Origin of the sequence: Nocardioides luteus (genome assembly GCF_000960475.2) — a bacterium.
Classification (GTDB): domain Bacteria; phylum Actinomycetota; class Actinomycetes; order Propionibacteriales; family Nocardioidaceae; genus Nocardioides; species Nocardioides luteus_A.
In genome coordinates this window covers 41,849-59,484 of the sequence record NZ_JZDQ02000004.1, presented here as the reverse complement: position 1 = coordinate 59,484, position 17,636 = coordinate 41,849, and the positions used below count along the sequence as shown (strand labels likewise).

The window sequence follows — 17,636 nt, the reverse complement described above, 5'->3', positions numbered from 1 at the left end:
GGAGATCAGGCGGTCAGGCGGCCCTGAACCACGAGGCTCCACGCGAGGCAGCCGAACGCAGCGGTCGTGGCGATGGTGCGTACGACGTTCCAGCGGATCCACTTCGCCTCGTCGAACGCCTCGCGCACCTGTGCGAGATCGGCGATCCGGTCCGGTGATCCCGCCGCCTTGAGCGCGTCGTTGAGGGGGAGATGCACCGCGATCGTGAGGACGAAGGCGATCAGGTAGAGGACGAGCGCGACCACCACCCACACCAGCAGGCGTCGCTGCTCCGACCCGAGGGACAGCGCGGCCGCCAGGATCGTGAACACGAGCGCGCCGAGGAACCCGCTCACCATGAACCACGGGTTGATGATCGCCCGGTCGATGGCCTGGAACGAGCCGACGAACGTACGGTCGTCGGTCGCGCCCAAGCCGGGCATGATCGTGTGCGCGTAGAGCGCGAAGTAGCCCGCCATCAGGCCCATCGTCATCGTCGCGGCGACCAGCGCCAGCGTGCGGAGATCCTCGATCACGGAGCCAGACAACCGGGTTTCGGCGGCTGGAGCCAACGAATTACCGTCGAGCGAGGAACTCGAGCAGGAGCTGGTTGGTCTCCTCGGGGCGCTCCTGCTGGACCCAGTGCCCACACCGGGGGAGTACCACCGACCGCGTGAGTCCGGGCAGGGTCGTGTCGAAGCGTTCGATCTGACGGCGACCGGTGATCGCGGGGCCGTCGTACTCGCCGGCGACGAACAGCGACGGCACGGTGATCGGCACGTCGCTGAAGGCCGCGAGATCTTCCCAGTCGCGATCGATGTTGCGGTAGCGGGCGAGCGGACCGAAGAAGTCCGAGCCGGCGAACTCGCCCGCGTAGAAGTCGACATCGGCCTCGGTCAGCCACTCGGGCATCGCGACGGGGTGGACGAACTGGTCGGAGAGCCGGTCGCCACGTGGCACCAGCCCGAGCGCCCCGCGCGGACCCCTGCCGGCGGCGAGCACGCCGTCGCCGGAGATCGAGTAGTAGATACCCAGCAGCCAGCGGCGTACGTCCGGCAGGATCTCGGCCTCGACGACACCCGGGGCCTGGAAGTAGGTGATGTAGAAATCTTCGTTATCACCGCCGGCCTGGGCCATCGCCTCGGTCGGCCGACGGCGCCCGGAGGGACTGAACGGCACCGACAGACCGGCCACGGCGGTGAAGACGTCCGGCCGCAGCTGCGCCGATGTCCAGGCGATGGGTGCGCCCCAGTCGTGACCGACGATGGTGGCGGTCTCCGCACCCAGAGCATGCACGAGGCCGACGTTGTCGCCGACGTGGCGCAGCATCCGGTAGTCCTCGACGGCACTCGGTCTCGAGGAGCCGCCGTATCCACGCACGTCGATCGCGACCGTCCGGTAGCCCGCGTCGGCGAGCGCGGCGATCTGGTGCCGCCACGAGTACCAGGACTCCGGAAACCCGTGCACCAGGATCACGAGCGGGCCGTCTGCCGGCCCTGACTCCACCCAGTGCAGGTCGATCCCGTTGACGTGCTCGGTGTGGTGGGTGACAGCGGTGTCGGGCACGGCTGGAGTCTGCCACCTCCCCGGAGATCCGCGATAGTACCCCCTATCGCAGAAATGTTCGAAAAGACTGTAATATCAGGGGATGTGAGCGTACCTGAGGATGGTGTGATGTTCGGCGACGTCGTCGAGGACTTCCTGACCGACCGCGCGACCCTCACGCGCCGCGGGCTCAGCGACAAGTCGCGCAACGCCTACCGGCAGGACATCGCCGCCTGGGCCCGGCAGCTGCACGTCGACGCCGGCGGCGAGCCCGAGGCCGACGTGCTGGCGCTGGTCCCGATCTCGGCGCTGACCGACCAGAACGTACGCATCGCCTACAGGTCGCTGCGCGAGAACTCGGCCGCCGCGACCTGTCAGCGCCGCGTCGGCACGCTGCGGCTCTTCACGCACTGGCTGCAGCTCGAGGGACATCTGCTGGTGGACCCGACGCTGCGGATCGAGGCGCCCGAGCGGCCCAGCCGGCTGCCGGCCGGCTGGAGCGTCGACGAGCTCCGCCGGCTGGCGCGGGTCGCCTCGACGCCACGCGAGGGCACCGACCGGCGCCGCTGGCCGGCGCGCGACCGGGCGATCTTCGCGGTGCTGGTCACCACCGGCGTACGCGCCGCCGAGCTGTGCGGGCTGACCGTCGGCTCCATCCGTCGTGAGCCCGACGGCGAGACGCTGGTGCGGGTCATCGGGAAGGGCGACAAGCAGCGCAACCTGCCGCTGCCGCCCGAGGCCGTGGATGCGGTCGACGCCTACCTGGCCGAGCTCGAAGCCCGTTTCGGCGCTCGCGACCCGGCCGACAGCCTCTTCGTGCTGACCTCGGGCAAGCAGCTGCGTCCGGGGGCGCTCAACCATCTGGTCGAGACCTGGATCCGCCTCGCCGGCGTCCCGAAGCAGCCGGGTGAGGCCGCGCACGCCTTTCGGCACAGTGCTGCCAAGGGACTGATCCGTTCCGGCGTACCGGTGCCTGCGGTTCAGGGCCTGCTCGGTCATGAAGACCTCAAGACCACCGGGATCTACGTCAAGGCGACGGCCTCCGACACCCGCGACGCCGTCCTGCTCTCTCCGGCACGTGAGGTGCTGCGCGAGACGGCCGAGCCGTTCGAGCGCCCCGAGTGACTAGGGCTTGAGCGCCCGGGTCGCGATGTAGGCCGGAAAGTGCTCGGCGGTGACGTCCGCATGGTGCGGGGCTTCGCTCAGGTGCGTCAGGACGAATCCTGCGGCCAGCTGCCCGCCGATCTGCTCGGTCAGCGAGTGGCTGTACTCGATCGGGCCGTCCCCGTAGGCACGCATCCGGTCGGCCTCGGAGAGATCGAGCGAGCTGAACGGGAGCCGGTGACGTACGACCAGCTCCCGCCGGTCGAGCGCCACCTCGTCGAAGATGTAGACGTCCGGGTTCATGAAGCCGGTCAGGAGCGACCCACCGGGCCGCAGCACGCGGAACGCCTCGTTCCACACCGGAGCCAGGTCGGGCGAGAACACGTTCGAGACCGGATTGACGATGACGTCGAAGCTGGCGTCGTCGAAGGCACCGAGATCGCGCATGTCACCGAGCACCGTACGCAGCTCCAGACCCTCGCGAGCAGCCACCTCGTCGTCACGTGCCAGCTGCTTGGGCGAGTTGTCGAAGACGGTCACCTCAGCGCCCGCTGCAGCGAGAATCGGTCCTTGCTGGCCACCACCGGAAGCCAGGCAGAGCACGCGGACACCGCTCAGATCGGACGGCAGCCAATCGCGTGGCGTCGGCTGGTGGCCGATGAGAACGACGGACCAGTCGCCCTCACGCGCCCGGGCGATGACCTCGGGGCCGACCGGCCGAGACCATTCGTTGTCGCTGTCGACCAGTCCGTCCCAGGCGACGCGGTTGTGGGCGACCGGGTCGAAGTCCTCTGCCACAGCAGTGCACTGTAACGGTCTCGTGGCACTCTCGCCGTTTCATTGTTCGACGCCGATAATGCACATTATGTCAAGTAACGCTCTGAAGGAACCGTGACGAGGTCTCCCCTGAGGGTGATCAGGCGGAAAGGTCGATGACGATCTTGCCGCGTACGTGGCGTTCCGCCTGCAGCTCGACGGCCGATCGGATCTCCTCGACCGGAAAGGTCGCCGCGATCGGTACGCGGATGTCACCGGTATCGACGAGCCGTGCGATGCGACGGAGCGCCTCGGGGCCGGCGTTCGCGCCGCTGGCCGCAGGTACGCCCTCGATGGCGGCCGCAACGGTGCAGATGCGCTTGTCCGGGATGCCCAGCTCGCGGGCGACATCGACCGTGTCCGTCCCGTGGAGGTCCAACGCCGCAGTGACCGGACCGCCGTCCATGGCTCGGACCCGGTCGGCCAGCCCGTCGCCGTACGTCACCGGCTCGGCGCCCAGACTGCGCAGGTAGTCCGCCGACGAGGCGGAGCCGGTCCCGATGACCCGGGCGCCCGCGATGCGGGCCAGCTGCACCGCGAAGACGCCTACTCCGCCCCCGGCTCCACCGATCAGCACCGTGTCATCCGGCCCCAGGCCGAGCACGGCGAGCGCTGCGGCGGCGGTGCTGCCCGCGATCGACAGCGTCGCTGCGGTGCGATCATCGACGCCGTCCGGAGTGTGGTGCGCGACCCCGGTCGAGATGTTTCCAGCGGACTCGATCACGAGATGATCGGCCAGCGCGCGGGACACCGCGGTGCCGAACACGCGGTCGCCGACGGCGTATCCGGTCGAGTCGGGCCCGACCTCGTCGACGACGCCGGCGTAGTCGGTGCCGAATCCGCAGGGCAGACTCAGGCCGAACCGCGCGGCGGTTCCAGCGTCAGAGGTCATCACCCAATCCATCGGGTTCAGTCCCCCGGCGGTCACCCGGATGCGGATCTGGCCGGCGCCCGCATGCGGCTCGGGCACACTCTGGACGGTCAGGTTCTCCGGTCCCCCGAACTTCTCGAGCAGGACCGCCCGGCTCGGGCTCTTCTGCCGCTCGTCGCGGTGCTGTGCCATGAGGCCTCTCCCCTGTTGCCTGCGGATCAAGCCCTATGTGGACTATGCTCCGGTTATTGATTTCGACCATAACCGGAGCGTGATCCGTTTGACAACCCCGACCGGCAGGGCGCTGCGGTCCGACGCCGCTCACAACCGGGATGGACTGCTCGCTGCCGCCACCCGCGTGCTCGCCTCAGCAGAGGGCGAGCCCTCGCTGCGTGCCATCGCGCGGGAAGCCGGCGTCGGCATCGCGACGCTCTACCGGCACTTCCCCACCCGGGAGGCGCTCGTGGCGGCCGTCTACCAGGACCAGGTCGATCGCCTCACCAGCGGAGCCCGCGAGCTGCTCGAGCAGGAGAGCCCGTCGGTGGCGCTGCGACGGTGGATGGACCTGTTCGGCACCTGGGTTGCAGCGAAGAACGGCATGCTCGCCACTCTGCTGTCGATGATCGACTCCGGCGACCTCGCCCACGCTCAGACCAGAGACGAGCTCCTGGCGGCGATCGCGGCCATCCTCGATGCAGGCGTCACAGCAGGCGACCTCCGCCCAGATGTAACTCCTGAGGAGGTCTCTGCCGCCCTGATCGGCATCTTCACCGTCACCCAGCAGCCCGGCAACCCCGTCGCCGCAGACCGACTGCTCGACATTCTCCTCGACGGTCTCCGGCCACAGCAGTCTCGCCGAGCCCGCGGACACTGACGTGACAGAGGACGTGTACCGGAACTCGATGATGTGGCGGATCAGGATCGGCTGGCGCGACGACAGCGGATGACGCTGGCGGCATGACATCCATCAACGAACTTCGCAAACAGGTCACCCGGGTCATCACGCCCGACGACTCCGACTACGACGACGCTCGAGGCGTCTGGAACGGCATGATCGACCGGCGCCCCGCGGCTGTCGTGCCGGCCGAGAACGCCGACGACGTCATCGCCGCGGTGAACTTCGCCCGCGACGCCGGCCTTCTGCTGGCCGTGCGCGGAGGCGGACACAGCGCGCCGGGTTACGGAACGATCGATGACGGTCTGGTCATCGACCTGTCCCCCATGCGGTCCGTCGAGGTCGACGCCGCCGCTCGGACCGCTCGCGTGGGTGGCGGCGCGACGCTGGCCGATCTCAACGAAGCGACCCATGCGCACGGCCTCGCCACGCCCGGCGGGATCGTGTCGACGACCGGTGTCGGTGGCCTGACACTCGGCGGCGGTATCGGCTACCTCACGCGTGGGTTCGGTCTCACGATCGACAACCTCCGATCGGCCGACGTCGTCACCGCCGACGGGCAGCTCCGGCGCGCCAGCGAGTCCGAGAACCCCGACCTGTTCTGGGCGCTGCGCGGTGGCAGCGGCAACTTCGGGGTCGTCACCAGCTTCGAGTTCGACCTGCACCCGGTGGACGAGGTCGTCGTCGGACTCTTCTTCTACGAGCTCGAGCACGCCGGGGACCTGCTGCGCTTCTTCCGCACGTGGGTGACCGACGCCGACGAGCGCTGCGGGGGTTTCCCTGCGTTCCAGATCGCCCCTCCCCTGCCCTTCGTCCCGGAGGAGCGCCACGGCGACACCTTCTGCGTCGCCGTCGTCCACTGGAGCGGTCCGGCCGAGGAGGGCGAGGCGGTGATGCAGCCGTTCCGCGACCTTGCGCCGCGCGTCGGCGAGATGGTCGCGCCGATGCCGTACCCGTGGCTCAACAGCGCGTTCGACGACCTGTTCCCCCGTGGCGTACGCAGCTACTGGAAGGGCAACTACGTCACCGAGCTGACCGATGAGGCGATCGAGGCGCACCTGGCCCACGGCCCCAAGGCACCGAACGCGAGCTCGACGATGCACCTCTACCCGATCAACGGTGCCGCCTCCCGCGTCGGCGCGACGGACACCGCGTTCTCCTACCGCCACGCGACCTTCTCGACGGTCATCGTCTCGGCCTGGCCGGACGCCTCCGACGACGCTGCCCACATCGCGTGGGTTCGCGACTACGCCGCCGCACTCACGCCGCACTCCGAGCCTGGCGGCTACGTGAACTTCATGTCCGAGGACGACCAGGGCCGCGTCACCGACACCTACGGCAGCAACTACGCCCGCCTCAAGAAGATCAAGCAGACCTACGACCCGGAGAACCTGTTCCGCCACAACCAGAACATCACGCCCTAGGGTTGGCGCGTGCCAGCCACCCCCGAGAGCCTCGAATCCACCCTCGCCGAGTGCAGGGATCTCATCGCCACCCGGTTCGCAGCAGACGAGTCCCGTGGAGCCGCCGCCGTGCTGCTCGACGACGGCACGATCCTGACCGGAACCAGCCCGGACTTCCTCAACTCCAGCACCACATTGTGCCACGAGGCCGAGCCGTACTGTGCCGCCTTCCGGCTCGACCGCAGGATCCTCGCCTCCGTCTGCCTGCACCGATTCGAGGACGGCCGGCATGTCGTCCTCAGCCCGTGCGGCGTGTGCCGTGAGCGGCTCGCGGGCCACGGTCCGGATGTGCTGGTGGCCGTGCCCGGCAGCTCGGACGGCACCGAGGTCCGGTGGGTCACGCTCAGGGAGGCGCTCCCCCACTACTGGCTCACGGTGATCCCGGAGGAAGTCCCCGACTGGGTGCGCAACTAGGGACGGCGCTCGTCCCGGCGCAGGGCGAGGATCGTCCGGGCATCGGCGGCGGTCGCGATCATCAGAGCCGACGCGGCGATCTTGGGCGCGACGTTGCCCTCGCTGCGCGCGAGATGGGTGCAGTACGCCGCGATCGCCACGTTGAGGCCGGCGCGAGCCGCCATCCATGGCAGTCGTCGGCGACCGGCCAGCAGTCCGGGCACGAGCGCCAGGTCGGCCGCTCCGATCACACGCAGCGCCACGGGATGGTCGCCGAGCCTCAGTGCCCGGCCCACCCGTTCAGGCGCGAGGAGGATCGCCGCCCCGATCGGCAGCGTGGCCATCCCGACGACGGCGGCCGAGCGCCGCGCACTCTCAGAGTCCATGAAGCCATCCTGTCCGACGGGTGGTGAGGCGAGGCGCTTCGTCTGATAATTTCTGGACATGGTGTCCAGCAATGCTCTCGAGGCCCAGATCATCGCCTCTGCCGAGGCTCTCGCACCCGACCTGGTCGAGCTCCGGCGGAGCATCCACGCCGAGCCCGAGCTCGGGCTCCATCTGCCCGCGACGCAGCGCCGGGTGCTCGAGGCACTCTCGGGCCTCGACCTCGAGATCTCCGAAGGACGGTCGCTGTCGTCGGTGACCGCCGTTCTGCGCGGCGAGAAGCCCGGGCCGACCGTCCTCCTCCGCGCCGACATGGATGCCCTCCCGATCACCGAGGCGGTGGAGGTTCCCTACCGCTCGACCAACGGCGCCATGCATGCCTGCGGTCACGACCTGCATGTGGCCGGGCTGGTCGGCGCGGCCAGGCTGCTCGCCGAGCACCGCTCCGAACTGGCCGGGAACGTCATCCTGATGTTCCAGCCGGGCGAGGAGGGGCACGGCGGCGCCCGGCTGATGATCGACGAAGGTGTCCTCGACGCTGCCGGCGGCCGGCCGGTCGCGGCGTACGCGATCCATGTCGGCAACGCGCCGCGCGGGATCTTCCTCACCCGCCCGGGCACGGTGACCGCGAGCTCGACGCACCTGACGATCGACCTCGAAGGCCACGGTGGGCACGGATCACGTCCCCACGAGACTCTCGACCCGGTGCCGATCGCGGCAGAGATCGTGCTGGCGCTGCAGAGCTACACCGCGCGCCGGTTCGACTCCTTCGACCCGGTCGTCATCTCGGTGACGAACCTGACCGCGGGCACGGGAGCCGACAACGTCATCCCTGGATCGGCACAGCTCACCGGCACGGTACGTACGGTCGATCCGAACACGCTGTCCAGGATCGAGGAGGAGCTTCCTCGGCTCGTCGAGGGCATCGCGGCGGCTCACGGGCTGGTCGCGACGGTCGCGCTCGACACCGGCTACCCGAGCGTGGTCAACGACGAGGCGACCGCCCTGCGGGCGTTGGAGACGCTCCGTCATGCCTTCGGGCCGCGGGTGGTCGAGGTGCCACGGCCGACGATGGGCGCCGAGGACTTCTCGTACGTCAGCCAGCAGGTCCCGACCGCCATGATCCTGCTGGGCGCCGCGCCGACCGACGAGGCCGCACCCAACCACTCCCCTGACGCCGCCTTCGACGACAGCGTCCTCGGCGACCAGGCGGCAGCGCTCGCGCTGCTCGCGCTCGACGCCTTGACCGTCAGCAGCCGTGACGGGTCAGAGACCGAGCACCCATGAAGCAATCACCTGCACGAGGTTGAGCACGACCGACGCTGCCGCGACAACGGTTCCGACGATGAACAGCGCACGACCTCCCGGGTGGCCGAGACGCTCGGCCCGGTGGCCACACCATGCGCCGGCGATCGAGGGCGCTACCAGCACCAAGAGCGCGGGAAGTCCTGCCCTGAGGACGACCGCGGTCGGCAGATCCCCCTCTCCGCTCGAGTAGCCCTGAACGGAGAGCAACCAGTCGCCCAGGATCGCAGCACCCACGAACGCGACCGGGAGAAGGGCGAACGCGACCCAGCCCGTACGCAGGACTCGGCGAGCTGATCCACCCACCTCGGCAGGCGGTGGGCCGGCAGGTCCGGACATCGCGCCATCACCCCCTCTGCGTACGTCGACGGCTCCCATCCGATCGTCGTCCCGCCACGTCTGCGGTCACAAGGACCAAGGTCCCCGGCCCGACGGCACATGGTTCCGCCGGCCTCCTCGAAAATCGTCCCGAACAGTGTCTGTGACCCGGGCCAATCTGATTGGCCGTCGTTTCATCCTGTTTCCCTTCAAATGACGTGAAAGGGCTATGGCTGCCTGTGGAATCGACGTGCCAGACTCCCCGCGTCGGGGCAACTGCGCCCAGCACATTCCATCTACGGGGGAACATGAGCATGCGCATCCAGAACGTCTTCACCGCGATCGCAGCCACCGCCGGCGCGGCGGTCCTGGCCGCCGCACCGGCCTTCGCGAGCGGCAGCCCGCACTTCATCAACAACCTGACCAAGGTCACCAGCGCCGACCTGACCTCGATCACCGTCGCGTTCAAGGAGGCCGGCCTCGAGAGCGGGTCGGTCGAGACGATCACCGTGACCGCCCACCTCGAGGCGACCTACCAGTGCGTCAACCGCGGCGGTCACAACCCGGATGACCCGAAGAAGACCGTGATCAGCGGCGACTACTCGAAGTCCGGCGAGTTCACGGCCGCCCGGAACGGCAACGTCACCGGCTCTCTGACCGTCACCGCACCCGCGGCGAGCAGTGTTCTCGACTGCCCCAGCGGGCAGACGTCGGTGCACACGGTGTCGACGTGGTCGAACGTCTCGGTCACCGATGCGGACACCTCGGCGACCGTCTCCGTCGCGGGCACGTACTCCTTCGGCAAGCCGGTCGACTGACGACGTCGTCGCCAGGATGTAGAGAACATGGGAACGGCTCCGTCCCTGGGGTGAGAGCGACCGACCGGGTCGCCCGAACCGAGGAGAACCCGATGTCGAACACCATGCAGGCCGACGAGATCCAGGCGGTCCTGAGCCGTCCGCTGAGCCGCGAGCTCCTGGCGCGAGACCTGACCCGCCTGGCGTACGTCGCCAAGGACGGCACGCCGAGGAACATCCCGATCGCGTTCACCTGGAACGGCTCGCAGGTGGTCATGTGCACCACCCCCAACTCCCCCAAGCTCATCGCGCTGCGGCACAACCCGGCGGTCGCCCTGACCATCGACACCGAGGCGCACCCGCCGAAGATGCTGCTCATTCGCGGGACCGCCGAGCTGGACCTCGTCGACGGGATCCCCGAGCAGTACCTCGAGATGAACGGCTCCTACGAGATGACACCGGAGCAACGGGTCGCCTGGGAGGCGGAGGTGCGTTCGCTGTACGACAGCATGGTGCGCATCGTCGTCACCCCGACCTGGGCGAAGCTGATCGACTTCGAGACGACCCTTCCGACACCGGTCGAGGAGCTGGTCCGGCAGCGCGCCGAGCGCACGCGGTGAGGAATGATCGCATCGGGGTCTGGGTACCCCTGGGGGTGTGACTGCTTCGACCCAAGAGAGCGAGCCCGCCCTCAGCATCGACGCCCGACTCACCGCGATCGAGCGCCAGATCGACCCGCTGCTGAACCTCACCCCACTCAACGGAGCGGAGGCGTGGGACGACTTCAAACGGACCGACTTCACGGTCGCACCGACGTTGCGGCTCCGAGAGCTCGACTTCGACCCTGACCTGGTGCGTCGTGATCTCTACAACCTCGAGATCGAGGACGTCGCCGACCCAGCCCTGCACTCCTTGTTCCGGGCCAAACGAGACGAGATCGCGCGACAGATCACCGCGCTCGAGGACCGTGACACGACGAAGTTCGTGCACGGGTCACGGCAGCTCTTCGGCGACCCCTCCGCCGGTCTCGTGTCGTCGGCCGAGCAACTGCTCGCCGACATCCCGCCGCCGGCGCCGGCCCGCGGGAACGTGACGTCCGGGGCGTTCGCTGATGCAGCCCGCGCCGAGATGGAGCACTATCGAGCGGCGTACCCCGGGTTTCCCGCGCACGTCGAGGTGCGTGAGGACGTCTCCGAGCTGATGGTGTCCGCGGGGCAGCTGCTCATCCCTGCGTCGGCGACCTTCCGCGCCGACCGGGTCGAGCCGCTGCTTCACCACGAGGTCGGTACGCACGTCGTCACCTACCAGAACGGCGCGCGGCAGCCGCTGAAGATGCTGACGATCGGCCTGCCCGGCTACGACGAGACCCAAGAGGGCCTGGCGCTCATCTCCGAGTACGTCACCGGCGGGCTGGACCCACGGCGGCTGCGGGTGCTGGCGGCGCGGGTCGTCGCCGTCGACCTGATGCTCGCGGGCGGAGGTTTCATGGAGATCTTCGAGACCTTGGAGGGCAAGCACCGGCTCCCCCGCCGGACCGCCTGGTCGGTCGCGATCCGTGTGGTCGTCGCCGGCGGGATGGTGCGCGACGCGATCTACCTGCGCGGGATCAGCCGCATCCTCGAGGCCGTTGCCTCGGGAGTCGATCTCGACGTGCTGCTGGTCGGCAAGCTCGCGCTGGACCACATCGACCTGGTGCAGGACCTCCTCGAGCGCGGCGTGCTCGAGCCTCCGTGGGTGCGCCCGCGGTGGCTCGAGGTGTCCGGCGCGCGCGAGCGCCTCGACCGGATGGCCGGCGGCTTGCAGGTCACAGACCTCTACGAAGGAGAGGGAGAGAGATGAAGCTTGCGTTCTTCGTCAACGAGATCGCAGTCGAACACCCCGAGATGGCGACCACGCGACTTGCCAAGGCGGCCGTCGAGGGGTCGCACGAGGTCTGGTACGTCGGTGCAGGCGATGTCGAGTTCGACACGAGTCAACAGCTCCTCGCCCGCGCGCGCCGCGCCGAGGTCATCGAGGGCGACACGCTGGAGACGTTCCTGGCCCGGATCAAGAAACGTGATGCGGAGCGACTGGTGATGGATTCGCTGGACGCCCTGTTCCTGCGCAACGAAGAGGCCACCGAGATGCAGGAGCGACCATGGGCCGGCCCGCTCGGCACCGTCTTCGGCCAGATGCTCGCCGCTCGAGGTGTCACGGTGGTCAATGACCCGGTGACGTTGAGCCGTGCGACGAGCAAGCTCTATCTGGAGGAGTTTCCCCAGTCTGTCCGGCCACGCTCCCTCGTCACCCGCGACGCCGGAGCGATCAGACGGTTCGTCGCAGAGGTGGGCAAGTCCGTCGTCAAGCCGATCTACGGCGGCAAGGGCCGCAACGTGTTCGTCGTCGAGGACGAGAACGAGACCAACCTGGCGCAGATCATCGAGGCGGTCTTCGAGGACGGATATGCGATCGCCCAGGAGTTCGTGGACGGCGGCGAGGAGGGCGATGCCAGAATCTTTCTGCTCGACGGGAAGCTGATCGAGATCGACGGGGCGTACGCCGCGTTCCGGCGCGTGCCCGACGGCAACGACCCGCGCGCCAACATCAGCAAGGGCGGGCGGATGAAGCCGCTCGAGATCGGCGCACGCGAGAAGGACATCGTCGACACGATGGGTCCCAAGCTCGCGGCCGACGGGTTGTTCTTCGTCGGGATCGACGTGGTCGGCCACAAGGTGCTCGAGATCAATGCCGACAGCCCGGGCGGTATCCAGAGCATCGAGTGGCTCTACGAGACCGACATCTGCCCGGCCATCATCGAGGCCCTCCGGGAGCGCGCCTCCGGCCGACCGGCCGGCCCCAACCACTCCCCTGACGCCACCTGCTAGGACGCAGCCGATCCGCCAGGCCCCTTGGCACGCACGCGCTCGACGTTGACCAGCGACTCCTGGAGCTCGTCGAGCCACTCGCTCGAGTGCTGCTGGACGAGCTTGACGCACCAGCCGAGCGCGTCGCTCCTGCTCCGGGCGACACCGCCGGAGACCAGCAGGTCGAGGACCTTGCGCTCGGGCTGACGCAGCCGGGTCATGACCGGCGCGGAGACGGTGGTGAACATGTGGCGCTCTCCCCCGACCTCCACGCCCCACGACACCTTCCGGTCGAACCGGCGCTCCGCCTGCCGCGCCACGGCCATCCGGTCCTCGCGGGTGCGCTCGCGGAACTCGCTCGCCCGTCCCTCGTTGGCTGCTGCTCGCTCTTCGTCCGAAGCGCCCTCGGCGGTCTTCGGCTCCTTGATCCGCCCGACGACGGTGATCTCCTCGCGGTCGACCACCACATCGACGATCTCGTCGTACACACCATCGGGCAGCCGTCCACTGAACCACCCGCGCAACTCGTTTGTAAGCATGTAATCATGCTTACCCCGTTACTGATCGATTTCAAGGGTGGGCTACCCGAGGCCGGCGATCCCGACGACCTCGACGAGGGCGATCACGGCCGCGACGCCCGCGGTGGCGCCCACGCGGCGCCGGCTCAGGAGGAGGTAGGCAGCCAGCGCGGCCACCGCGAGCGCCGCACCGAGACGCCACCACAGCGGGCCCTCGGCCAGCGGATGGCGGGCGACGACGAGGGCGGCGACGACGAGCGAGAGATGCGTACGCCGCCAGGCGAGCTCGGTCCGCTCGGGCTGCAGCCCGGGGTCTCCCCCGCTCACACCAGCAGCGCCATCGAGACGAGTGCGACGGAACCCAGGACTCCGAACACCAGGGGAAGCGGTGCCCGGCGGGTCGGCAGGGCGTCGCGTCGGCGGATCGCGCGCTCGCTGCGTACCCAGCTCCACCAGGACCACGCCGCGCAGCCGGCCGCGAGGAGCGCGAGGCTGAGCGGGGCGAGTACGGCCAGCACCGTGCCGCCGCCGACCTCCAGGGTGTCGACGGCGACTGCGACGGCGAGGAACGCCAACGAGGTGCGGATCCAGGCGAGGAACGTACGCTCGTTCGCCAGGGTGAACCGGACGTCGGGCTCCTCGGTCTCGCTGTAGAGCCAGCTGTCCAGCCGACCCCGGCCCGGGCGGTTCACGACGCAGGCTGCGCGACGGCTTCGGCGTCCGCGCCGGTGCGCGAGTGACGACCGGTCACCCCGGGGACCAGCGCCGCGGTGATCGCGAACAGCACCGTCGCGACCCAGGCGATCGTCATCCAGCGCTCCCAGCCACCGGTCGCCTCGACCACGCGCGGCGCGAAGAGGACCGTCGCCAGGATGAACGTGCGGTTGAGCAGGTGGTTGAGGCCGAAGGCGCGGCCCTGGATGTCGGGGTGCACCTCCTCGACGTGCTCGGAGAAGCTCGCCATCCACGGCCCGAAGGTCGCCGCAAGGGCCACGCCGATGCCGACGAACAGGACGACGACCACGCTCGTGGACGCCTCGTTCCCCCGGCCCATGAGCGCCAGGAAGGCGCCGAGGAAGACCGCCGCGGCGACGCCGCCGCCGACCATGAAGGCCTTGCGGCGCTGCGTACGGTCCGAGAGACGGGCGAAGACCAGGCTCAGCGCGAGGTTGCTCAGCCAGAAGACCATCGTCATCGCCGATGCCGCACGGACCGAGACCCCGAACTGCTGGACGAGCATCGTCTGGGCGTAGGCGTTCATGGTGGCCAGCAGGACGTAGAGGAACGACATCGCGAGCACGTGGGTCCAGAACGCCCGGCGGGCGAGGAGGAGCCGTAGGCCCTTCGTGCCCTGCGGGACCTCGACGGTGTGCGCCTCGTGCTCGGTGAGGCGTACGGCGCGGCGGACCTCCGGGGCGAGGTCGCGCAGGGTCAGCGCGATCACGACGGCTCCGACCAGGGCGGCGCCGGCCATGATGAACAGCTGCGAGCGCCACTGGTTGCCGAAGACACCCAGCGTTGCCGAGGCGACGGCAGCGGCGAAGAAGTTGGCGCCGACCGAGCCCCAGCTCCAGAACGCGAACGCCTGGGCGCGACCCATCCGCGGGGTGAAGTCGCGGATCAGCGGCTGGGTGCCGGCGACGGCGACACCCTCGACGAAGGCGAGCACGATCCGGGCGAGCGCGAAGTGACCGACGGAGTCGGCGGTCGCCATGAACAGGCAGGCGGCGGCGGAGAGGAACATGAACGGGACCAGGATCCTCACCCGGCCGACGCGATCGGCGAGCTCGCCGCCGAGGTAGCCGGCGAGGGCTCCGAAGATCAGGGACGCGGCCGTGATGAGGCCGTACGTCTTCAGCGACATCCCGAGGTCGTCGAGCAGCAACGGCAGCACGGGGGCGAGTTGGCCCTCGAACGCCGAGATGAACAGGGCGAGCACGACGACAGCCAGCAGCACGCGACGGCGCGCTCCGACTGGGTACTCGGTGAGCAGGGTGCGGTAGGACACGGAGATCCGCCCTTCAAGGTGCTAGACAGAGCGTCTAGTAACGGTCATCACGTCCGACTGTAGGACGAGTGACCCGCACCACACAAGACACGGCGTCCACGTCGGTGCTGCAGCTCAGCGGCCGTCCGGATCGAATCCCGTCGCCCAGAAGCGCCCACGACGCGAGAGCTCGACGAGCGTCTCGACGACCTGGTCGGTGGCCGGCCGAGGCTCGGGAGCGTCCAGCCACCACAGCAGGACCGCCATCTGCTCGCCGACCCACGCCCGCGCCAGCACCTGGAGATCCACGCGCGGGCGCACGGCGTTCGCCTTCACCCGTGCGGTGAAGGTCTCGAAGGCGGTGGCGCTCCAGGCGTCCTCGAACGCCCGCAGGCCGCGGCCGTCCCCTTCGCCCCGCAGGATCATCCGGTACGCATCTGGCTGCTCGCTCGCATGCCGGAAGACCTCGGCCACCGGCTCCCCGGTGAACCCGGCGTCCTCGGGGGCCAGCACCTCGTCCAGCCGCCCCTTGAGGTCCTGGAGCACCGAGGACACCACGTGGTCGTAGAGCGCCTCCTTGTCCTTGAAGTGCGTGTAGAAGGTCGCCCTGCCCACGTCGGCCGCGGCGACGATGTCCTCCACCGTCACCGCGGCGTAGCCACGCTCGAGCACCAGGGAGACGAGCGCGTCACGGAGCGCTCCTCGCGTTCGCCGGCTGCGCCGGTCCTCAACCACCGTCATGCGCACTGTTCTAGCACTTTCCCGAACGCCTGGACTGTTTCTGGACACTCTGTCTATGATCTCGGGTGACCGCGCTCACTGCAGCGACCCCGACCACCAGGAGGGCATCCGTGAATCTCGGTAGCTATCTCACCCGCACCGCGACCTTCACCCCCGACGCCACCGCCCTGGTCTCCGGCACCGACCGATGGACCTACCGCCAGCTCGAGGACGACACCAACCGACTCGCGGCTGCGCTCATCGCCCGCGGCTGCACGCCGGGCACCCCCGTCGCCACCCTCGCCACCAACCGGGGCGAGCTCGTCGTCGCGGAGATGGCGATCTGCAAGGCGGGCGCGCTCCGGGTCCCGATCAGTGCCCGGCTCGCCGCCGCCGAGGTCGAGCACGTCCTGCTCGACGCGTCCGTGAAGGTCGTCTTCACCGGTGGCGCCCACCTCGAGCTGGTCCGCAAGATCGTCGACGCCCACAGCCTGGACTGCCTCGTCGTCGACCTCGACAACAGCGCCCCCGGCGCCGACGGCACTGTGGCGTACGACGCTCTGGTCGCCGAAGGCTCGACCGACCCGGTCGCCGTCGACGTCGACGAGGACGCCCCGGCGGTCCTCAACTTCACCTCCGGCTCGACCGGCACCCTGAAGGCGGCGGTCCAGACCGTCGGCAACCGGCTGGCCAACATGCGCAAGCTCGCCATGAACCCCTACGGATCGCTCTCGGCCGAGGCGGTCTACCTCGCCCCCGGACCGATCACCCATGCCAGCGGCATGGTGATCCTCGGCTGCTTCTTCCGCGGGGCGGCCGTGGTCGTGCTGCCGGCGTTCGAGGTCGAGGCCTACCTCGACACGCTCGAGCGTGAGCGGGTCACCCACACCTTCGTCGTCCCGGTCATGCTCAACCTCGTTCTCGCCTCCCCCACGCTGCCCGATCGCGACCTCTCCGCTCTCCAGAGCATCACCGTCGGCGGCGCCCCGGTCAGTCCGGCGCGGCTGCGCGAGGCCGTCGAGGCGTTCGGCCCGGTGGTCAACCAAGGCTACGGCCAGGGCGAGACGACGAGCGCGATCACCTTCCTCAGCTCCGAGGACGTCGTCCGCGGCATCGAGTCCGACCCCGAGCTGCTGCTCTCCTGCGGCCGTCCGGTCTACGACACCGAGGTGATCGTGGTCGACGACGACCACAACCCGCTGCCCGCCGGCCAGATCGGCGAGATCGTCGCGCGCGGCCCGGACTGCGTACGCGAATACTTCCACGCGCCCGAGGCGACGGCCGAGACCTTCCGGGACGGCTGGGTCCACACCGGCGACCTGGGCCGGATCCGTGAGGACGGGTTCGTCTTCATCGTCGACCGCAAGAAGGACATGATCATCTCGGGCGGCTACAACGTCTACTGCTCCGAGGTCGAGGCCGCGCTCTACGAGCACCCGGCCGTCAGCGAGGCCTGCGTCGTCGGCGTGCCCAGCGAGAAGTGGGGCGAGACGGTGAAGGCGTACGTCACCCTCGCTGCCGACGCCACCGCGACCGAGGAGGATCTGCGCGACTTCTGCCGCGCTCGTCTCTCGGGCGTGAAGGTGCCGCGGATCATCGAGTTCGCCGACGCACTCCCCCTCAACCGCAACGGCAAGGTCGACCGGCGGGCGCTGCGCGAGCGCGACTGGGCCGGCACCGAGCGGAAGGTCGGCTGAG

At 69.3% G+C, this 17,636-nt stretch carries 21 protein-coding genes; 10 read left to right on the top strand and 11 right to left on the bottom strand.

Annotated elements, in window-relative coordinates; genetic code table 11:
* Nucleotides 1-5 precede the first annotated feature (5 nt).
* Together UG56_RS03510 and UG56_RS03505 are read right to left on the bottom strand one after the other, a co-directional pair.
* Nucleotides 6-515, bottom strand: coding sequence for an anthrone oxygenase family protein (locus UG56_RS03510; protein WP_256206411.1), 510 nt, complete (start codon nucleotides 513-515; stop codon nucleotides 6-8).
* A 40-nt stretch (nucleotides 516-555) separates the two neighbouring features.
* Nucleotides 556-1,545 carry an alpha/beta fold hydrolase gene (locus UG56_RS03505; protein WP_045551712.1) on the bottom strand — a complete coding sequence of 330 codons (990 nt, stop codon included), beginning with the start codon at nucleotides 1,543-1,545 and terminating at the stop codon, nucleotides 556-558.
* 108 nt (nucleotides 1,546-1,653) lie between these two features.
* On the opposite strand from UG56_RS03505, the gene UG56_RS03500 reads away from it, so the two are divergent.
* On the top strand, nucleotides 1,654-2,649 hold the full coding sequence (locus UG56_RS03500) for a tyrosine-type recombinase/integrase (RefSeq protein ID WP_071326855.1): 996 nt from the start codon (nucleotides 1,654-1,656) through the stop codon (nucleotides 2,647-2,649).
* On the opposite strand, the gene UG56_RS03495 is transcribed toward UG56_RS03500, so the two are convergent.
* Both UG56_RS03495 and UG56_RS03490 read right to left on the bottom strand, forming a co-directional pair.
* Entirely contained in the window at nucleotides 2,650-3,426 is a 777-nt protein-coding gene (locus tag UG56_RS03495) for a class I SAM-dependent methyltransferase (protein WP_045550435.1), read from the bottom strand.
* Between the two features lie 118 nt (nucleotides 3,427-3,544).
* Nucleotides 3,545-4,507 (bottom strand): NADP-dependent oxidoreductase, encoded by a 963-nt coding sequence (locus UG56_RS03490; protein WP_045550436.1) that lies wholly within the window; start codon nucleotides 4,505-4,507, stop codon nucleotides 3,545-3,547.
* Between the two features lie 79 nt (nucleotides 4,508-4,586).
* Here UG56_RS03490 and UG56_RS03485 point away from each other — a divergent pair, with 79 nt between their 5' ends.
* From UG56_RS03485 to UG56_RS03475, 3 genes are all read left to right on the top strand, one after another.
* Nucleotides 4,587-5,189 (top strand): TetR/AcrR family transcriptional regulator, encoded by a 603-nt coding sequence (locus tag UG56_RS03485; protein WP_256206410.1) that lies wholly within the window; start codon nucleotides 4,587-4,589, stop codon nucleotides 5,187-5,189.
* 83 nt (nucleotides 5,190-5,272) lie between these two features.
* Nucleotides 5,273-6,634 carry an FAD-binding oxidoreductase gene (locus UG56_RS03480; RefSeq protein WP_045550438.1) on the top strand — a complete coding sequence of 454 codons (1,362 nt, stop codon included), beginning with the start codon at nucleotides 5,273-5,275 and terminating at the stop codon, nucleotides 6,632-6,634.
* 9 nt (nucleotides 6,635-6,643) lie between these two features.
* On the top strand, nucleotides 6,644-7,087 hold the full coding sequence (locus UG56_RS03475) for a cytidine deaminase (protein WP_084100444.1): 444 nt from the start codon (nucleotides 6,644-6,646) through the stop codon (nucleotides 7,085-7,087).
* On the opposite strand, the gene UG56_RS03470 is transcribed toward UG56_RS03475, so the two are convergent.
* On the bottom strand, nucleotides 7,084-7,452 hold the full coding sequence (locus tag UG56_RS03470; protein WP_045550439.1) for a hypothetical protein: 369 nt from the start codon (nucleotides 7,450-7,452) through the stop codon (nucleotides 7,084-7,086). The genes UG56_RS03475 and UG56_RS03470 overlap by 4 nt on opposite strands.
* Nucleotides 7,453-7,510: 58 nt before the next feature.
* On the opposite strand from UG56_RS03470, the gene UG56_RS03465 reads away from it, so the two are divergent.
* Nucleotides 7,511-8,737 (top strand): M20 metallopeptidase family protein, encoded by a 1,227-nt coding sequence (locus tag UG56_RS03465; RefSeq protein ID WP_045550440.1) that lies wholly within the window; start codon nucleotides 7,511-7,513, stop codon nucleotides 8,735-8,737.
* On the opposite strand, the gene UG56_RS27785 is transcribed toward UG56_RS03465, so the two are convergent.
* A complete protein-coding gene (locus UG56_RS27785; RefSeq protein WP_143054890.1) occupies nucleotides 8,717-9,094 on the bottom strand; it encodes a hypothetical protein in 378 nt (125 codons plus the stop codon). The two genes, UG56_RS03465 and UG56_RS27785, sit on opposite strands and share 21 nt — an antisense overlap.
* 287 nt (nucleotides 9,095-9,381) lie before the next feature.
* On the opposite strand from UG56_RS27785, the gene UG56_RS03460 reads away from it, so the two are divergent.
* The 4 genes from UG56_RS03460 to UG56_RS03445 all read left to right on the top strand — a co-directional run bounded on the left by UG56_RS03460 (nucleotide 9,382) and on the right by UG56_RS03445 (nucleotide 12,734).
* Nucleotides 9,382-9,891, top strand: coding sequence for a hypothetical protein (locus UG56_RS03460; RefSeq protein ID WP_256206409.1), 510 nt, complete (start codon nucleotides 9,382-9,384; stop codon nucleotides 9,889-9,891).
* A 92-nt stretch (nucleotides 9,892-9,983) separates the two neighbouring features.
* Nucleotides 9,984-10,490 (top strand): pyridoxamine 5'-phosphate oxidase family protein, encoded by a 507-nt coding sequence (locus UG56_RS03455; protein WP_256206408.1) that lies wholly within the window; start codon nucleotides 9,984-9,986, stop codon nucleotides 10,488-10,490.
* A 37-nt stretch (nucleotides 10,491-10,527) separates the two neighbouring features.
* Nucleotides 10,528-11,709 carry a flavohemoglobin expression-modulating QEGLA motif protein gene (locus tag UG56_RS03450; RefSeq protein ID WP_256206407.1) on the top strand — a complete coding sequence of 394 codons (1,182 nt, stop codon included), beginning with the start codon at nucleotides 10,528-10,530 and terminating at the stop codon, nucleotides 11,707-11,709.
* Nucleotides 11,706-12,734, top strand: coding sequence for a glutathione synthase (locus tag UG56_RS03445; protein WP_045550443.1), 1,029 nt, complete (start codon nucleotides 11,706-11,708; stop codon nucleotides 12,732-12,734). Before UG56_RS03450 ends, UG56_RS03445 begins: the two co-directional genes overlap by 4 nt.
* On the opposite strand, the gene UG56_RS03440 is transcribed toward UG56_RS03445, so the two are convergent.
* The 5 genes from UG56_RS03440 to UG56_RS03420 form a co-directional block, all read right to left on the bottom strand.
* Nucleotides 12,731-13,252, bottom strand: coding sequence for a hypothetical protein (locus UG56_RS03440; protein WP_045550444.1), 522 nt, complete (start codon nucleotides 13,250-13,252; stop codon nucleotides 12,731-12,733). The two genes, UG56_RS03445 and UG56_RS03440, sit on opposite strands and share 4 nt — an antisense overlap.
* Nucleotides 13,253-13,294: 42 nt before the next feature.
* On the bottom strand, nucleotides 13,295-13,558 hold the full coding sequence (locus UG56_RS03435; protein ID WP_045550445.1) for a DUF202 domain-containing protein: 264 nt from the start codon (nucleotides 13,556-13,558) through the stop codon (nucleotides 13,295-13,297).
* Nucleotides 13,555-13,923 carry a YidH family protein gene (locus UG56_RS28205; protein ID WP_045550446.1) on the bottom strand — a complete coding sequence of 123 codons (369 nt, stop codon included), beginning with the start codon at nucleotides 13,921-13,923 and terminating at the stop codon, nucleotides 13,555-13,557. Before UG56_RS28205 ends, UG56_RS03435 begins: the two co-directional genes overlap by 4 nt.
* Entirely contained in the window at nucleotides 13,920-15,239 is a 1,320-nt protein-coding gene (locus UG56_RS03425) for an MFS transporter (protein ID WP_045550447.1), read from the bottom strand. Before UG56_RS03425 ends, UG56_RS28205 begins: the two co-directional genes overlap by 4 nt.
* A gap of 114 nt (nucleotides 15,240-15,353) precedes the next feature.
* The gene (locus UG56_RS03420; protein ID WP_045550448.1) at nucleotides 15,354-15,959 is read right to left on the bottom strand and encodes a TetR/AcrR family transcriptional regulator; all 606 of its coding nucleotides are present in this window, start codon (nucleotides 15,957-15,959) and stop codon (nucleotides 15,354-15,356) included.
* A gap of 110 nt (nucleotides 15,960-16,069) precedes the next feature.
* On the opposite strand from UG56_RS03420, the gene UG56_RS03415 reads away from it, so the two are divergent.
* Nucleotides 16,070-17,635 (top strand): class I adenylate-forming enzyme family protein, encoded by a 1,566-nt coding sequence (locus tag UG56_RS03415; protein WP_045550449.1) that lies wholly within the window; start codon nucleotides 16,070-16,072, stop codon nucleotides 17,633-17,635.
* Nucleotide 17,636 lies beyond the last annotated feature (1 nt).

Excerpts from the sequence above, each read along its gene's own strand:
- UG56_RS27785 (WP_143054890.1), bottom strand. The coding sequence starts at position 9,094 with ATGTCCGGACCTGCCGGCCCACCGCCTGCCGAGGTGGGTGGATCAGCT.
- UG56_RS03445 (WP_045550443.1), top strand. The coding sequence starts at position 11,706 with ATGAAGCTTGCGTTCTTCGTCAACGAGATCGCAGTCGAACACCCCGAG.
- UG56_RS03460 (WP_256206409.1), top strand. The coding sequence starts at position 9,382 with ATGAGCATGCGCATCCAGAACGTCTTCACCGCGATCGCAGCCACCGCC.
- UG56_RS03490 (WP_045550436.1), bottom strand. The coding sequence starts at position 4,507 with ATGGCACAGCACCGCGACGAGCGGCAGAAGAGCCCGAGCCGGGCGGTC.
- UG56_RS03470 (WP_045550439.1), bottom strand. The coding sequence starts at position 7,452 with ATGGACTCTGAGAGTGCGCGGCGCTCGGCCGCCGTCGTCGGGATGGCC.
- UG56_RS03440 (WP_045550444.1), bottom strand. The coding sequence starts at position 13,252 with ATGCTTACAAACGAGTTGCGCGGGTGGTTCAGTGGACGGCTGCCCGAT.
- UG56_RS03465 (WP_045550440.1), top strand. The coding sequence starts at position 7,511 with ATGGTGTCCAGCAATGCTCTCGAGGCCCAGATCATCGCCTCTGCCGAG.
- UG56_RS03455 (WP_256206408.1), top strand. The coding sequence starts at position 9,984 with ATGTCGAACACCATGCAGGCCGACGAGATCCAGGCGGTCCTGAGCCGT.
- UG56_RS03500 (WP_071326855.1), top strand. The coding sequence starts at position 1,654 with ATGTTCGGCGACGTCGTCGAGGACTTCCTGACCGACCGCGCGACCCTC.
- UG56_RS03480 (WP_045550438.1), top strand. The coding sequence starts at position 5,273 with ATGACATCCATCAACGAACTTCGCAAACAGGTCACCCGGGTCATCACG.
- UG56_RS03420 (WP_045550448.1), bottom strand. The coding sequence starts at position 15,959 with ATGACGGTGGTTGAGGACCGGCGCAGCCGGCGAACGCGAGGAGCGCTC.